18 protein-coding genes are annotated in these 14,730 nt (G+C 67.8%); 14 read left to right on the top strand and 4 right to left on the bottom strand.

Features of this window, described 5'->3' with window-relative positions:
- Positions 1-99: 99 nt before the first annotated feature.
- From HARCEL1_RS02990 to HARCEL1_RS02980, 3 genes are all read right to left on the bottom strand, one after another.
- Positions 100-1,500: an ATP-binding protein gene (locus HARCEL1_RS02990; RefSeq protein WP_108381120.1), complete on the bottom strand. Its 1,401-nt coding sequence runs from the start codon at positions 1,498-1,500 to the stop codon at positions 100-102.
- Between the two features lie 356 nt (positions 1,501-1,856).
- On the bottom strand, positions 1,857-2,153 hold the full coding sequence (locus tag HARCEL1_RS02985; RefSeq protein WP_233357390.1) for a type II toxin-antitoxin system VapC family toxin: 297 nt from the start codon (positions 2,151-2,153) through the stop codon (positions 1,857-1,859).
- Positions 2,154-2,244: 91 nt separating this feature from the next.
- Positions 2,245-2,484, bottom strand: coding sequence for a hypothetical protein (locus tag HARCEL1_RS02980; RefSeq protein WP_108381119.1), 240 nt, complete (start codon positions 2,482-2,484; stop codon positions 2,245-2,247).
- Positions 2,485-3,390: 906 nt separating this feature from the next.
- Between HARCEL1_RS02980 and HARCEL1_RS02975 the strand changes: the two genes are divergently transcribed.
- The 10 genes from HARCEL1_RS02975 (at position 3,391) to HARCEL1_RS02930 (ending at position 9,950) form a co-directional block, all read left to right on the top strand.
- Complete coding sequence (locus HARCEL1_RS02975; protein ID WP_108381118.1) at positions 3,391-3,837, top strand: type IV pilin; 447 nt, start codon at positions 3,391-3,393, stop codon at positions 3,835-3,837.
- Between the two features lie 37 nt (positions 3,838-3,874).
- Positions 3,875-4,321: a type IV pilin gene (locus HARCEL1_RS02970; RefSeq protein ID WP_108381117.1), complete on the top strand. Its 447-nt coding sequence runs from the start codon at positions 3,875-3,877 to the stop codon at positions 4,319-4,321.
- A 3-nt stretch (positions 4,322-4,324) separates the two neighbouring features.
- Positions 4,325-4,813, top strand: a complete 489-nt coding sequence (locus HARCEL1_RS02965) for a type IV pilin (protein ID WP_108381116.1) — start codon at positions 4,325-4,327, stop codon at positions 4,811-4,813.
- A gap of 219 nt (positions 4,814-5,032) precedes the next feature.
- The gene (locus HARCEL1_RS02960) at positions 5,033-6,016 is read left to right on the top strand and encodes a hypothetical protein (RefSeq protein ID WP_159076995.1); all 984 of its coding nucleotides are present in this window, start codon (positions 5,033-5,035) and stop codon (positions 6,014-6,016) included.
- Between the two features lie 250 nt (positions 6,017-6,266).
- On the top strand, positions 6,267-6,527 hold the full coding sequence (locus tag HARCEL1_RS02955; RefSeq protein ID WP_233357389.1) for a hypothetical protein: 261 nt from the start codon (positions 6,267-6,269) through the stop codon (positions 6,525-6,527).
- A gap of 2 nt (positions 6,528-6,529) precedes the next feature.
- Positions 6,530-7,033, top strand: a complete 504-nt coding sequence (locus HARCEL1_RS02950) for an NADH-quinone oxidoreductase subunit B family protein (RefSeq protein WP_108381113.1) — start codon at positions 6,530-6,532, stop codon at positions 7,031-7,033.
- Complete coding sequence (locus HARCEL1_RS02945; RefSeq protein ID WP_108381112.1) at positions 7,014-7,439, top strand: NADH-quinone oxidoreductase subunit C; 426 nt, start codon at positions 7,014-7,016, stop codon at positions 7,437-7,439. The genes HARCEL1_RS02950 and HARCEL1_RS02945 overlap by 20 nt, the downstream gene beginning before the upstream one ends.
- Positions 7,436-8,623, top strand: a complete 1,188-nt coding sequence (locus HARCEL1_RS02940) for a hydrogenase large subunit (RefSeq protein ID WP_108381111.1) — start codon at positions 7,436-7,438, stop codon at positions 8,621-8,623. Before HARCEL1_RS02945 ends, HARCEL1_RS02940 begins: the two co-directional genes overlap by 4 nt.
- A complete protein-coding gene (locus HARCEL1_RS02935) occupies positions 8,620-9,600 on the top strand; it encodes a complex I subunit 1 family protein (RefSeq protein WP_108381110.1) in 981 nt (326 codons plus the stop codon). The genes HARCEL1_RS02940 and HARCEL1_RS02935 overlap by 4 nt, the downstream gene beginning before the upstream one ends.
- Positions 9,597-9,950 carry a 4Fe-4S binding protein gene (locus HARCEL1_RS02930; protein ID WP_108381109.1) on the top strand — a complete coding sequence of 118 codons (354 nt, stop codon included), beginning with the start codon at positions 9,597-9,599 and terminating at the stop codon, positions 9,948-9,950. The genes HARCEL1_RS02935 and HARCEL1_RS02930 overlap by 4 nt, the downstream gene beginning before the upstream one ends.
- On the opposite strand, the gene HARCEL1_RS02925 is transcribed toward HARCEL1_RS02930, so the two are convergent.
- Entirely contained in the window at positions 9,930-10,388 is a 459-nt protein-coding gene (locus tag HARCEL1_RS02925) for a hydrogenase maturation protease (RefSeq protein ID WP_159076994.1), read from the bottom strand. The two genes, HARCEL1_RS02930 and HARCEL1_RS02925, sit on opposite strands and share 21 nt — an antisense overlap.
- A gap of 142 nt (positions 10,389-10,530) precedes the next feature.
- Between HARCEL1_RS02925 and HARCEL1_RS02920 the strand changes: the two genes are divergently transcribed.
- The 4 genes from HARCEL1_RS02920 to HARCEL1_RS02905 are packed head-to-tail and all read left to right on the top strand — an operon-like array spanning position 10,531 to position 14,604.
- Entirely contained in the window at positions 10,531-11,988 is a 1,458-nt protein-coding gene (locus HARCEL1_RS02920; RefSeq protein WP_108384057.1) for an NADH-quinone oxidoreductase subunit N, read from the top strand.
- Positions 11,985-12,443 (top strand): NADH-quinone oxidoreductase subunit J, encoded by a 459-nt coding sequence (locus tag HARCEL1_RS02915; protein ID WP_108381107.1) that lies wholly within the window; start codon positions 11,985-11,987, stop codon positions 12,441-12,443. Before HARCEL1_RS02920 ends, HARCEL1_RS02915 begins: the two co-directional genes overlap by 4 nt.
- Entirely contained in the window at positions 12,440-12,703 is a 264-nt protein-coding gene (locus HARCEL1_RS02910; protein ID WP_108381106.1) for an NADH-quinone oxidoreductase subunit K, read from the top strand. The genes HARCEL1_RS02915 and HARCEL1_RS02910 overlap by 4 nt, the downstream gene beginning before the upstream one ends.
- Entirely contained in the window at positions 12,700-14,604 is a 1,905-nt protein-coding gene (locus tag HARCEL1_RS02905) for an NADH-quinone oxidoreductase subunit 5 family protein (RefSeq protein ID WP_159076993.1), read from the top strand. The genes HARCEL1_RS02910 and HARCEL1_RS02905 overlap by 4 nt, the downstream gene beginning before the upstream one ends.
- The last annotated feature ends 126 nt before the right edge of the window (positions 14,605-14,730 follow it).

Raw genomic sequence — 14,730 nt, 5'->3', positions numbered from 1 at the left:
ACGTGCCGCGGGACTCGACCCTACTGGTCCGTCGAGCGTGCCTCGGCCGCGGGAAAGTGCCGTGAGCGAGCGTCAGGGGCCGTCCCGGCCAATCGACTCTCACGACCGGTCTGCAGTCAGGGTCTCGACCACGTCCGCCAGCGAGAACAGTCGGAGATCGGATCGATCGGCGGCCGCGTCTCGGAGGGAGTCCGAAAAGCCACTCCGCGAGAACAGTGCATACTCACAGGTTCGGTCTCCCCCGCCGTCGGGCGTCCAGCGGAGTTCCTCGACGTGACGTTCCAGTGACGACAGCGCGCTGAAGTCGGCTGGCGAGGACTGGTATTTGCACTCGCCCGCGACGAGCACGCCCTCGTCGGTCAATCCGACGACATCGATTTCGTGGTCCTGATACCACCACTGGCCGACGTTCACGACGGGATACTCGTCGTACAACGTCCACAGCGCCCGACAGCACAACTCCTCGAACGCCGGCGCGACGAAATCGCCCATTGCGGGCTCGATCAGACGGTCGTAGGCCCCCGCCCCGTACTCGGCGTAGCGGTCCTGACTGCCGTACAGAAACCGAAACCAGAACCGGAAATAGGGGTCTCGAATCCGGTACTGACTCCGTTTCGAGCGCTCGGGACGCTCGGTGACCGGGACGCGCCGCTCGATCAGTCGCAAGCGCGTCAGTCGATCGAGATACGTCGAGAGCTGGTTGTACTCGATCCCGGTCGCACCGGCGATGTCGTTGCGCCCGGTCGCCCCGCCGGCGATCGCTTCGAGGATCGAGAAGTACCGCGTCGGTTCCTGGAGTTCCATCCGGAGGACGTATTCCGGTTCGCTGTGCAGGGAGCCGTGCCGTGCGAGCGCAGTGTGATGGATGTTCTCACCGAGTGACGCCGTCGGGTCGAGTTCTTCGAGATAGTAGGGCACGCCACCGAAGACGCTCCAGGCCCGAACCGAGTCGTCTGGTGTCGCGTCCTCGGGGAGGAATTCGACGGCCGCGTCGAAGGGGAGCTGTCGAACGTCGAGTTTCAGCGAGGACCGGCCATAGAGTGGACTGTCCCCCAGCAGCGTCGCCTCCTCCATCATGCTGATCGACGACCCCACGAGGACGATGGTGCCACTCGACGCCGCGAATTCGTGATCGAACAGTGCCTGCAACACGGACGGGAGACTCTCGTCCTGTTCGATCAGGTACGGGAACTCGTCGAGGACGACGATCGCGTCCTGCTCGGCCAGATACTCGATGAGTGGCTCCCAATCCTGTCTGATCCGTTCGATCCCGGGCACCGTCTCGGCGGCCGTCTCGACGAACTGCTCGATCTGGAGGGTCCGGGTTTTCTGCCGGGCCTGGTAGAAGACGGTCTCGTCGTACTCTCTGAGGGCCTGCTTGACGAGACGAGTCTTCCCCAACCGGCGACGACCGTAGACGACGACGAGTTCGGCGTCGTCGGACTCGAAGCAGTCTCGTAACCGGTCGAGTTCCTCGGTTCGGTTCACGAACTCGGTCATGGACGATCAGACGTGGCGACACGATAAAAATATTCTGAATAATCGTACTTCAGAATATCATACTTCGACGTATCATCTTTGCCGGCCGGACGCGACGGCGGGACGCTGGAGGGAGACGAACGACTCGCGCCCAGCGCGTCGGGCGCTCGGGACCCGTCGCTCCCGGTCCCTCGCTCTCAATTTTCGCCGCGCGAACGCTGCGCCGACGACGTGGAGTGCGACCGAGGCTGGTGACCGTCCGTCGTGTCTGTCGAGAGTCTCGAATCCAGGTTCGGCGGGACGATCGCTACGCAGTCGGACGCCGGCGACGTTCGCATCGGTCGCCAGCAGTCCACACGCTGCCGGCGAACGCACGTTTAGTAGGTCTCGACCGGGACACCGAGTGCGTCGAAGTCTTCGACGTTGGCCGTCAGGACCGCATCGTCGAGGACGACAGCCATCGCGGCGATGTACGCGTCGTTCGATCCGACGCCAGAGCTCGATCCAGCCCGATCGTCAGCGTTCGCGAGGAGTTCGCCTGCCGTCCGTGCGATTTCGTCGTCGACGTCGATCCGCGGATAGCCGAGGAGTCGATTCCGGACCTCCGCTTCGGTCGTCGAACTCCGGGCCGTGGCGACGCCGTAGTACGCCTCGCTACCGGCGTCGGCAACCACTGCATCTCTCCGTTCTCGACCAGTTCCGCGCCCGTCGCGAACGCGTCTGGATCCTCCGCCATCAGGTCGAACAAATACGAGGAATCGATAATCATTCGTCGCTCTCGACGGCACTCCGGGCGTCCTCGAACCGGTCGCGATCACGACCACGGAGGTCCTCGACCGCTGCTTTGGCTGCCGTCGCTTCGTCGTCGGTCAGGAGCCCAGCGACGTCGTTCGGAGACGGGCCGCGTGTCATCCGGCGAAGCGTCTCCTCCATGGTCTCGTCGCCGTGTTTGTGGGCGCTCAGCCACTCGTGATACTCCTCGGAGACACGGATGGTCTTGACCATGCCATATATTGGGATATATGGCCTATGAGTGTTGCGCCGCCGGTCCAGACCGGTTCGAGACGCGGTCGTCCATCCAGATGGCGATCGGGACCGTCGATCGAGGCCAGCCCCGCGAGCGTGGTCAGGACGCCGTGGCCCACCAGCCGCCGCCAAGAACCCACACCAGGCGGACGATTGCCATCCCAGTTCCAGACCTGCGGAGGGCCGCCCGACCGATCCCGCTCCCGAAACGCCAGTACGGTCGTGAACTATAGGGTAGTTCAAAATACCCTATTCTAATCTACCTTAGCCGACGCTGTTCTATGGCGGCGCTGTGCCCTGGGGCAGGTCGCGCCGGTCGGCAGTTCGGGCACGATCGGGCGTTCGACACCCACACTCGGGGCTCGGGGGCACTTTCTCGATCTCTCGCCCGCTCTGCCACCGTTCCGCCGCCACCGCCGCCGCTCCGCCCCGCCGCCGCTCCGCCCCGCCGCCGCTCCGCACCGCCGCCGCTCCGCACCGCCACCGCCCTGCCACCGTCCCGAACCCGATCCCCCACCGCGCGCGAGCACCCGGTCCCCGAACCCCTGATAGCACACCCCACGACCACCCCAAAATCGCCATCGCGTCGAATTCGCCCGCCCCACCGTTCGTAGCCGCTGCTTATCTGGGTGAGAATCTAGCTATCGATAACGAAAACGGATCGTTCCACTCGCTATCGATCGTTGAATCAAAGCTGTTCGAGGAATTTCTCCGCCTGAAGCGACTGTAAGGAGCTCTATACCCGATTTCTTCGGGAGGGCAATCGCCCAATTCTTTCGACTGATACTGCGTGCGAGCGCTTATTAGGTTATCTAACATGGGTCTGGAGTGAGCACCCACCCCAGTCGGGGCCGTCCCGCTCGGCGTGGGTGTCCCACCCCAACCATGTTTACAGAACTACGCGCGGACGACGACGCGGTGAGCCCGGTCATCGGGGTCATCCTGATGGTGGCCATCACGGTGATTCTGGCCGCGGTCATCGCGACGTTCGTCCTCGGACTCGGAGACCAGCTTCAGACCACCTCGCCCCAGGCGAGTTTCAACACGGATCTCGACACCTCGGGGACCAACGACAACCTGACGATTACCCACAGTAGTGGTGACTCGATCTCGGCAAGCGAACTGTACATCATCAACGATGGAAACGAGGCAACGTGGGAAACGGTAGGATCGAGTGGAGACGTCAACGCTGGGTCCAGCATTACCCTGGAAGATGGCGTTACTAACATCGATAGCACTCCTGTCGACCTGACTCAAACAGTCCGCGTCGTCTGGCGGTCTGGTGAGGGCGACAGTTCCGCGACGATGACGACGTTCGACGGCACGAGCTAACTCCCCTGAATTCCGGGCGTTTCGCCCGTTCTCCACCATGCACATTCCACCCCCCTTCGAGGACGCACGCGCGGCCAGCCCCGTGATCGGCGTGATCTTCGCGGTCGCACTCACGCTCGTGGTCGCGCTTGCGGGCGCGACGTTCGTCCTCTCGACGACGGACGCGACCGCAGACAGCGTGACGCTCGGGCCCGAGGCCAGTTTCGACATCGACTGGGACGGCGACCCGACGAGTAGCGGTGCGGTGACGATCACCCACACCGGCGGCGAGGCGGTCCCCGGCGACCGACTGGTCGTGCGCGGAACGTCGGGTGACGGCACGACGGCGGTCGAGACGGTCTGGCGCGATTCGGGCACGGTTTCGCCCGGCGACACCTACACCGTCCCGGACGTCGGCGCGACCGACCACCTCAGACTGGTCTGGACGTCGCCCGACAGCGATCGCACCGTGGTCTACGCGAGTTGGACCGGCCCACACGCCTGAGCCATGACTGATCGAGACGCCGATGAATCGAGTGCGATCGTCGACCGACCGGCCGGACTGATCGAGTCGTTCAATGCGATCGGTGCGGACGACGACGCGGTCAGCCCGGTCATCGGGGTCATCCTGATGATCGCCATCACGGTGATCCTCGCGGCGGTCCTCGCGACGTTCGCGCTCGGGATGGGCGATCGGCTCGGCGAACCGACGCCGAAAGTGTCGTTCACCACCGAGTACGACGCGGACGCGGACACCCTGACGATCACCCACGCCAGCGGCTCACCGATCCCCGAAGACGAACTCACGATCGTGCAACCAGACGGCACGGAGGCCGACTGGATCGACCACTCTGATGTCGCAAGCGGCGCGACCGTCTCTGCGGGCGATCAGGCGACGCTGGACGATGTCGACGACACCGACACCGTTCGCCTGCTGTGGCACGGCCCTGGCGGCGAGGCGAGTGCGACGCTCGCCGTCTGGCGTGGGCCCCGCTGACGCACACCCCTCCACCCGCTTTTCGACCGCCGCCCCGTCGCGGGGCGGTGGCGCTCTTCGTTCGTGAGTCGTCGATCAGCCCCAGCGCGCGACCCACTGTGGCCCGCGATCACGGCCGTTCGGACGACCAGACGGTCTGGGCCGACGCCCTCGGGGCCCGCTGTTCGATCCCACCGGCGGATCGACACGTTCACGACGTTCGCCTGTCAGGGACCGACCGTGACTTCCGATCGACGACACGTACTCGAAGCGGCCGGTGGAACGCTGGCGACGCTGGTGACTGGCGGGGTGAGCGGCTGTCTGTCGCTCGTCGACTCCGAGGGCGCCTCTCCAGGCACGACCGCCACGAACGCAACGAACGGAACGAGCGAGGGCGGGGCCGGCCCGGCGACCGAGACGACGACAGCGATCGGATCGGCGGATCCGATGGACTGGATGCCAGCGGGAGACGTCGCCTTTCCAGACGCGGGGGCCTATCCCGTCCACTGGTACGACATCCCGGCGCTTCGAGCGGCCGACCGAAACGACGTCGTGGAGTCGGCCATGTATACTCACGAACAGTGGGCGGACGCCGCCGACACCGAGTGGGTCGTGAGCGCACGGACGCCCGGTCCGGGGGACAAACGGACCTTTACCATACTCCAGGGCGCGTACGATCGGACGACGATTCTGGACGCCTGGCGCGAGGAAGTCGAGTTCGACACCGAGGAGTATCGGGGCCATACGCTCCTCTTCGGCGTCGAGAGCGCGGAGACGCCGGGTGTCTTTGCACTTGCCGACCGTCGCGTCGTGGCGGCGGCCACTCGCGACCGCGAGCAGAACCGCGCCATCGTCGAGGGCATCATCGACGCGGGAACTGGCAACGGGCCACGGTACCGCGCCACCTCGGATCGACTGGCCGACGTCGTCGGACGTGTCGACGGGCCCAGGATGTACGCTCGCGTTGCCACGGGACCAAATGGTGCGCTCCAGGACGTCGAAGATGGGTTTCCCGGGGTAGAGGCGGTCGCGACCGCGATCCAGCCAGAGCAGGATCGGGATGGACACGCAGTCTTGCGGTTCGAGGACACCGACCCTCCCCATCGCGGAACGATCGAGATGTTCATCAACGAACAACGGGCCGTCCCGAGGACGTGGCACTCGCCGTCGGACCTCACGATCGAAACCGACGGCCGCTACGTCACTGTTCGGGCGCGCCTGTGACTGAGTCTGGCCCGACGACCCGCCTTCTCGCCTTCGATCGACTGGGCGGGCACATTCCGGACCGGACCGACCACTCGTCGCCGCCCGATCGCTGCCTTCGACCGTCACAACACCCTGATAATCGAGGCAAGCTTTAGGATGGGTGGGTACCTACCACCGGTAGGATATGTCGGGGTCCGCTCTACTCGCTCCACCGGTCGCATTCGCCGTCTTCCTCGCGATTAGTGGCATTATAAATTATGTGGGAAAGGTGATAGCCGACGATCGCGGGGGCACTGGCCTCCACCGCGAGGCCTACGCCAGCGGTGAGGCCCCGCCCGAAGCGAGTGCGCCGCGATACCGGCTGTACCATCTCGGCATCGGCTTTACGATCGTCCACGTCGCCGTCCTGTTGCTCGCGACTGCGCCGCTCGATCTGGCGGGCCTGATCGTCGGCCTGCCGGTCGCGGCCATCCTGGGCATCGCGATGGCGGCGCTGGGCCGAACCGTACGATCGACGACACCACACTAACCATGGGACTCATCGACTGGGCACGACGGGAATCGCCGTGGATCCTGCATCTGAACTGCGGGAGTTGCAACGGCTGTGATATCGAGACGCTGGACGCACTGATGCCCCGGTACGACGTCGAACGACTGGGGATCAAACAACAGGGCTCGCCGCGCCACGCCGACGTGCTCGTGGCGACGGGGCCCGTGACCGAACAGATGCGCCCCCGCCTGGAGCGGGTGTACGCACAGATGCCCGAGCCGAAACTCGTCGTCGCCGCGGGGTCGTGTGCCTCCTCGGGCGGCGTCTTCCGGGACTGTTATAACTGCGCCGGCGGCGTCGACGAGGTCGTCCCCGTCGACGCGTACGTCCCGGGCTGTCCGATCAGCCCCGAGGCGCTGATCGACGGCATCGTCACCGCGCTCGAAGCGGGCGGACGAGAGGGCCAGGCCGCCGAGATCGACGCCCGCGCGACCGAACTGTTCGCGGACGATCCGGAGGGGAGCAATGTCGTCGCTGGAGACTGAACTCCGCGAGGAGGCCGGCGACGCGATCGGTCGCGTCGTCGAGGAGGACCGCCTGCGCGTCGCCGTCGACGCCGACCGGATCGAGCGCGTCGTCGAGGCCCTCCAGGCGGCGGGCGTCGAGCACCTGACGGCGATCACCGGCGTCGACGAGGGCGAGGCCATCGGGGTGTACTATCACTTCCTCGCGCGCGGGCCCGGCGCGGACCGTCTGGTCACGCTCGAAGCCACGGTCGCATACGACGGGTCGATCCCGACGATCACCGATCTTGTGCCCGGCGCCGCCCTCTACGAGCGCGAACTGATGGACATGGTCGGCGTCCGGGTCGAGGGCCACCCCAACCCCGAGCCACTCCTGCTGGCCGACGACTACGACGGCGGCCCGCCGCTCCGGGAGGAATCGCGATGACCGAGGAGACCACCCTGCCGGTCGGCCCTCAGCATCCCGCGCTCAAAGAGCCTGCGAGCTTCGAGTTGACCGTCGACGGCGAGGAGATCGTCGACGCGCACCTCTCGCTGTCGCACAACCACCGGGGGATCGAACAGGCCGCGCTGTCGAAAAGCTACATCGAGAACATCTACCTGCTCGAACGCATCTGTGGCATCTGTTCACACAGCCACACCACGGCCTTCGTCGGCGCGATCGAGGAGTTGGCGGACCTCGACGTGCCGCCGCGAGCGCGCTACCTGCGATCGCTGGTGGGCGAACTCGAACGCATTCACAGCCACATGCTCTGGCTGGGCGTCGCGGGCCACGAGATCGGCTTCGAGACGCTCTGGCAGTACGCCTGGCGTGACCGCGAGATCGTCCTCGACCTGCTCGAATCGCTGACGGGCAATCGCGTCCACTACGCGATCAACACGCCCGGCGGCGTTCGCGAAGACCTCACCGACGACCACCGCGCGGAACTCCGCGACGGGATCGACGACCTCCGCAAGCGGATGGACTTCTACGCGCGGACCGTTCCCGAAGAGGAGACCGTCCGGATGCGCCTCGCTGGCGTCGGGCACGTCTCGAAAGAACGCACGAAAGAACTCTGTGCCGCCGGGCCGACCGCACGGGCGTCGGGCGTCGACACCGACGTGCGCCGGGACGACCCCTACGCCGCCTACGACGAGTTGGATTTCGAGGTCGTCACCGAGGACGGCGGCGACCTCCTCGCGCGCACGGTCGTGCGCATTCGCGAGATCCAGCAGAGTCTGGATCTCATCGAGCAGGTCCTCGATCGGATCCCCGAGGGCCCGATCGCCCCCGAGACGCCACTCCAGGCCCGCCTCGCCGGCCTCGGTGAGGGCACCGTCACCAGTCGGTACGAAGCGCCGCGTGGCGAACTGTTCCACTACGTCGCGAGCGACGGGTCGGACGAACCCGCCCGGGTTCACGTCCGCGTGCCGACGCTGGCGAACTGGCCGACCGTCGTCGAGAGCCTGCGCGGGGCGAACCTCGCGGACACGCCGATCGTCGTCGCGGGGATCGACCCGTGTATCAGCTGTACGTCCCGGATCGGCGTCGACGTCGCGGGTGGCGACGACCACACGCTGGACGACCTCCGGGCGTACGCCTTCGAGTACTACGACCAGGAGGCGCCATGACGACCACCACGATCGCCGAGGGCGCGTTTGCACTGCTGGTCTTCCCGGGACTGGCGTTCGCCGTGGGCTACGGCCTGTTCGCGGAGTTTTTCGACCGGAAGCTGACCGCGCGGCTCCAGAACCGCGTCGGACCGGGCCCGACCCAGCCGATCGCGGACTACGTCAAGCTGTTCTCGAACGAGTCGATCGTCCCCGAGGACGCGACGAGTGCGGTGTTCCGGGTCGCGCCGCTGGTCGCACTCGCCGCCGTGCTCACCGCGATCCTCTATGTCCCGACCTACGCGACCAGTGCGGCCGCCGCGTTCGAGGGCGATCTGGTCGTCGTGCTCGCGCTCCTGGCGGTCCCGTCGGTCGCGCTCGTCTTTGGCGGTTGGCACTCGGGCAACGCCTTCTCGCGGATCGGCACCCACCGCACGCTGACTCAACTGTTCGGCTACGAGGTGCCCTTCTTCCTCGCGTGTCTCGCGCCGGCGATCGCCGCCGAAAGCTGGTCGATCAGCGCGGTGACCCAGTACGTCGCCGCGCATCCGCTCACGATCGTCGTCTTCGTCCCGGGCCTGATCGTCGCGCTCGCGGGCTTGCAGGCCAAACTCGAACGCCTCCCGTTCGACATCCCGAAAGCGAAGACCGAACTCGCGGGTGGCGCGACCGTCGAGTATTCGGGCCGGAAACTCGCCGCCCTCGAACTCACGAAAGACGTCGAGTTCGTCGTCGGCGCGGCGCTGATCGCCGCGCTGTTTCTCGGCGGGCCCTTCCCCGCGACCGTCCTCGGTGGCCCGGCGGCGATCGCGGCCGGCCTCGGGGTGTTCGTCGTCAAGACCCTGGCGGTCGTCGCGACGCTGTCGGTGCTCGCGGCGGTCGTCGCCCGACTCCGCATCGAGCAGATGGTCCGGGTGCATCTGACCTGGCTGCTCGGCCTCGCGATCGCACAGATCGTGATCGTCATCGCACTCGGAACCGTCGAGGTGATCCCATGAGCGTTGGAACATTCCTGACCGAAGCACTCCGAACCCTCCGGATGGACAGCGCGACGATCGACTACCCCAACGAGTCCCGCGAACTCCCCGATCGATTCCGCGGGAAGATCGCCTTCGAGGCGACGCCGTGTACCGGCTGTGGCATGTGTGAACGCCACTGTGCGGCCGACGCCATCGTCGTCGACGGCGACGCCGACGAGGTGACCTGGGCGTACGACACTGCGCGGTGTATGTTCTGTGGGCAGTGTGTCGAATCCTGCCCGACGAACGCGCTCGAATCGACCGACGAGTACGATCTCGCGGATAGCGACAGTGACACGCTGCGCGAGTCACACACCTTCCCGCGGTGACGCGATCGTCGTGGCGAGGGCTTCGACCGCGCGGGCGACCGGCACCGAGAGCGTCGCGCCGTCGAGGGTCGCGGGCTGAATCCCGACGAGTGACACCGTCGCGTCGGTCGTCCCTTCCAGGAAGTCGACGAGCATCGTCGGGGGCGCGCTGTGGGTGGAGATCGACCCCATCCGGAGGTCGTCGATCCCGAACGCCCCGATCGCGCCCGGATCGGCCCCCGATTCGACGGCGTCGACGACGAGGATCGCGCGTGGATCGGCCTCCCGGATCGGGCCTGTGTAGTTCTCCGGGGCGACCCCGCCCGCGATCGCGGTCACGTCGGGCGGGTCCATCGCCTCCAGGCGGTCGACGAGTGCGACCCCCGCGCGGTCGTCGCCCTGCCCGGAACCGACACCGAGGACGACGAGCGGGCGGGCCGACGGGACGATGTCGCTCACACCCGCCGATCGGGGCCCACCGATTTGGGGGTTCGGACTCGTCCATCATCGTCGTTGATCACGAACACAGCGCCGAACAGATGGATTCAAGGCCGAGACGCTGGCACACCTGTGGTATGTACGTCGTGAGGGGGTGCGATCGGTGATCGACGGCCACCTGCCGGTCGTGCCGATCGTCGCTCTACTGGCCGGCATCGTCGCGACATATCTTCTGGATACGTATCTGGACGACCGACGTGCGGCCGACGGGGTCGCCGCCGTCTCGCTGATCGTCGCACTGGCGGCCTCACTGGCACTCGCCCGGGGCTCGGGCGGCGTCTATTCGGCGTTCGGTGCGTCACCGACGATCCTCGTCTCGGGGCTGGGGACGCTGTTGGGCGTGCTCGCGCCGGCGGTCGCGTTGGTCGCACTGATCGGACTCGGAGACTCGCTCGACGATCCGACGGGTGCGGGCCGCCCGCTCGCGCTCGCGGTCGTCGCCGGTGTCGTCACGATCGGCTATGCACCCGACGCCTTCACCCTCTACCTGGGCTTCGAACTGCTCGCGGTCGCGACCTACGCACTCGTCCCCTTTGCGATCGATCGGTCGAGCGCGGTCGTCGCGGGCCGCCAGTACGTCGTCTTGAACGCCGTCGGGTCGGCGGTCGCGATCTTCGGGATCGCCCTGCTCGCGACGACCGAGGGCGGTCTCTCGCTGGTCGAGCCGTCGGCCGGCCCGGCCGCGCCCGTCTGGGGGCTGGCCGCGGCGGCGATCGTCGTCGGGTTCGGCGTCAAGGGCGCGGTCGTCCCGCTGCACGCCTGGGTGCCCGACGCCTACGCCGAGGCGCCCTATGCCGCGACGGTGCTGCTCGCCGCACTCGCGACGCCCGCCGCGATCGTCGCGATGGCGCGGTGTCTCCGCCTTGCGCCTGCGGACCTGCCCGTCGGGACGCTCCTCGTCGTCGCCGGCGTCGGATCGATGACCGTCGGCAACCTCCTGGCGTACGGCCAGTCGACGGTGCGGCGCGTGATCGCATGCTCGTCGATCCCGCACGTCGGCTACATCCTCGTCGGTCTCGGTGCGGCCTTCGCGGCCGGCGGCGGGTCGCTCGCCGCGCAGGGCGCCCTGTTTCACGTCGTCGCGAACGCGATCATGAAAGCCGGAGCGTTCGTCGCGATCGCCGCGCTGCTCGGCGCAATCGGTGCGGGTGCGGACGCCACCCACGACGAGATCGCCGGCCTGGGCCATCGCCTCCCACTCGCGGGCGCGACCCTCGCGGTCGCCGTCCTCGCGCTCGCGGGCGTGCCCCCGCTGGTCGGATTCTGGGGCAAACTCCTGATCGTCGTCGGGAGCGCGAACCTCGGTGCGCTCGGCGTCGCGGTCGGGATCGCGGTCGTCGCGAACTCCTTCCTGTCGCTGGGCTATTACCTCCCGATCGTCCGCTCGCTGTACGCCAGTCCGGGCGATCGCGATCTGGGCCGACCCTCCCGGGCGCTGACCGCGAGTCTGGCGATCGCACTCCTCGCGATCGTCGTCGTGGGGATCGCGCCGATGGTCGGACTGGACGCCGCGTCGGCGGGCGCGGACGCGATCGCCCCCGTCGGGGAGGTGGTGCCGTGATCGACCCGATGCTCACCGCACTCGCGGCGGTGCTCGTCGGCGCGATCGTCGCGATCGCATGGCCACGCCCGATCGGGTCGATCCTCGCGCTGGCGGGCGCGAGCGTCGCGCTCGCGGTCGCGATCTTCCTCGCTGGCTACCCGATCGCGGCGGTGTTCGAGGCGACCGTCGCCGCCGGGTTGATCTCTGTGCTCTTCCTCTTCGTCGTCGATCTCACCGGCGGACGACACTATCCGCGTGGAACACGCGCCGTGATCGCGGTCGTGGGCGTCGTCGCCGCGATCGCCGGCGTCGGTGCGTTGAGTCGCGGACTCGATGTCGAGCCCCAACCGGCGACCGCTGCGGCCTCGTTCTGGGCGGCCCACCCGCTGGATGTCGTCCTCGTCGCCGTGCTCGTGTTGGTCGGCGTCCTCGGCGTCGTCCGTCTCTCCGGGCCGGGAGGTGAGTCGGCGTGATCCTCGCCGTCGGGATCGCGTTGCTCGTCGCCGGCATCGCGGGCGTGACGCTCGCGCGTGACCTCCTCGACGCGGTCATCGCCGTCGAGGTCGTCTCGAAAGCCGCGCTGGTGGCCTTCCTGGCCGCTGGCGGGCCGGTCGGCGAACTGTTGATCCTCCTCATTGTGGCCGACGCCGTCGTCGTGGCCGTGCTCATGGCGGTCGCGATCGCCGTGCATCGCCAGACCGGATCGATCGACCTGGAGGGATCGCCGTGGTGAGCGATCGATCGGTGCTCACCGGCACGCTCGTCGTCGCAGCCCTGCTCGCGGCGGTCGGCCTGGTCGGCGGCGTCGCCGGTCTGGGCCCGCTGGCGACTGCCGCGGCGGGCGCGATCGCCGTTCCGCTGCTCGGCGTTCCGCTGGTCGTGATCGCGGGACGAGGCGGTCCGGCGGCCCGTCGGGGCGCTGCGGTCGCGGTTGCGACGCTCACTGCGGCGCTCTCGCTCGTCGTCCTCGGTGAGGGGCTCACCGGATCGGCCCCCCGATTCGCGATCGCGTGGCTCACCTTGCCCGGGTCGGCCGCGGTCTCGATCGATCTCGTGCTCGACCCGCTGGGGACGGTCCTCGCAGCGGTCGCGGGCGTCGTCGGCGCGCTCGTCGTGCTCTTTTCGACGCGCTTCATGGAGCGCGAGTCGAATCTCGACCGGTACTACGCGCTCACGCTCCTCTTCGTCGGCGGGATGATCGCGTTCGCGCTCGTCGACGGATTCGTCGCGCTCTACGTGTTCTGGGAGGTGCTGGGGCTCTGTTCGCTCGCGCTCATCGCGTTCTGGCTGGAGTCGCCCACGAGCCGTCGTGCCGGGCTGAAGGCGTTCGTCGTCACGCGCTTCGGTGACATCGGCCTGCTCGCGGGGATCGCCGTCCTCGTTGCCGACACCGGAACCTTTTCGATCGCGGAGACGATCACGCTCGCCAGCGAGGGCGCGATCCCCGAGGGCACGCTCGCGCTCGCGGGCGCACTGTTCGTCCTCGCGGCGGTCGGCAAGTCCGCCCAACTCCCTCTCTTTGTCTGGCTGCCCGACGCGATGGAAGCGCCGACGACGAGCACGGCGCTCATCCACGCGGCGTGTATGGTCAACGCCGGGGTCTACCTGCTCGCCCGGACGATCCCGATCTTCGAGGGCGTCGGCTGGTATCGCCCACTCCTGATGGGCGTCGGCGCGGCGACGGCGCTCGCGGCGGCACTGCTCGCGACCGTCGAGTGGGACTTCAAGCGCGCGCTCGCGTACTGTACGATCAGCCAGTTGGGCTACGTCACCGCCGCGGTCGGCCTCTCGGGTGGACTCGTCCCCGCGGCGGCCCACCTCGCCAGCCACTCGGTGTTCAAGGCGCTCTTGTTCCTTGGTGCCGGTGCGGTGATCTTCCGACTCGGTGGGTCGGTCCACAAACACGTCGACATGCGCGAGGCCCGTGGCGTCGGCGCGCTCGACGCGATGCCCGTGACGAATCTGGCCTTCCTCGTCGGGATCGCCGGCCTCGCGGGCGTTCCGCCGTTCAACGGGTTCTGGTCGAAAGAACTGATCTTCGGCGTGGGGCTCGCGGGCGGGCCGATCGAACGCGCGACCGCCGCGGTCCTGATCGTCACGGCCGTCCTCACCGTCGGCTACGGCGTTCGGATCTACGCGCTGGTGTTCACGCGGGACGGACTCGGGGGCCTGGCCGCCGCCGCGCGACGCCTGCGCGACGGCGAGACCGTCCCGCTGGAGATGGCGGTCGCGTTGGGCGTGCTCGCGATCGGAACGCTCACCTCCTGGCTCGTCGTCCCGGACCTCGCGGCGGGACTGGCCCTCGCCACGCCGGGCGTCCACACGGAGATCCACGGACTGGGTGGCCTCCTCGAACACGTCCTCACGCCACGCACGGCGGTCCTGACGGTCGGGATTCTGGGTGCGGGCCTCGGCGGCTGGATCGCTCGCGAGACGGTCGGCGCTGTCGTGCCCGGCCCGGTCCGTACCGTGCTCGACGCGGGCTACGGTATCGATCGATTCGTCGAGGCGACGCCAGGGGCGTACGAAGCCGTGGTCGCGGGCGTTCTCGCCGTCCACCGTGGCGGACACGCGACTCGACTCGCTGGCCTCTCGGTGGCGATCCTCGTCGCGGCGGTCGTCCTCTTGCTCTGACGCTGACGGGTCGATTTTCGTGTCGAAACCATCCACAGAACAGCGCGGAACGCGTGTGAGTGCCATCCCCGGCGTGTGTCAGCCCGGTGCGGCGGTGACCAGTTCCCCAACTGGCCCCGCGTCGTC

Origin of the sequence: Halococcoides cellulosivorans (genome assembly GCF_003058365.1) — an archaeon.
GTDB lineage: Archaea > Halobacteriota > Halobacteria > Halobacteriales > Haloarculaceae > Halococcoides > Halococcoides cellulosivorans.
This window is presented reverse-complemented; position numbering and strand designations above follow the sequence as displayed.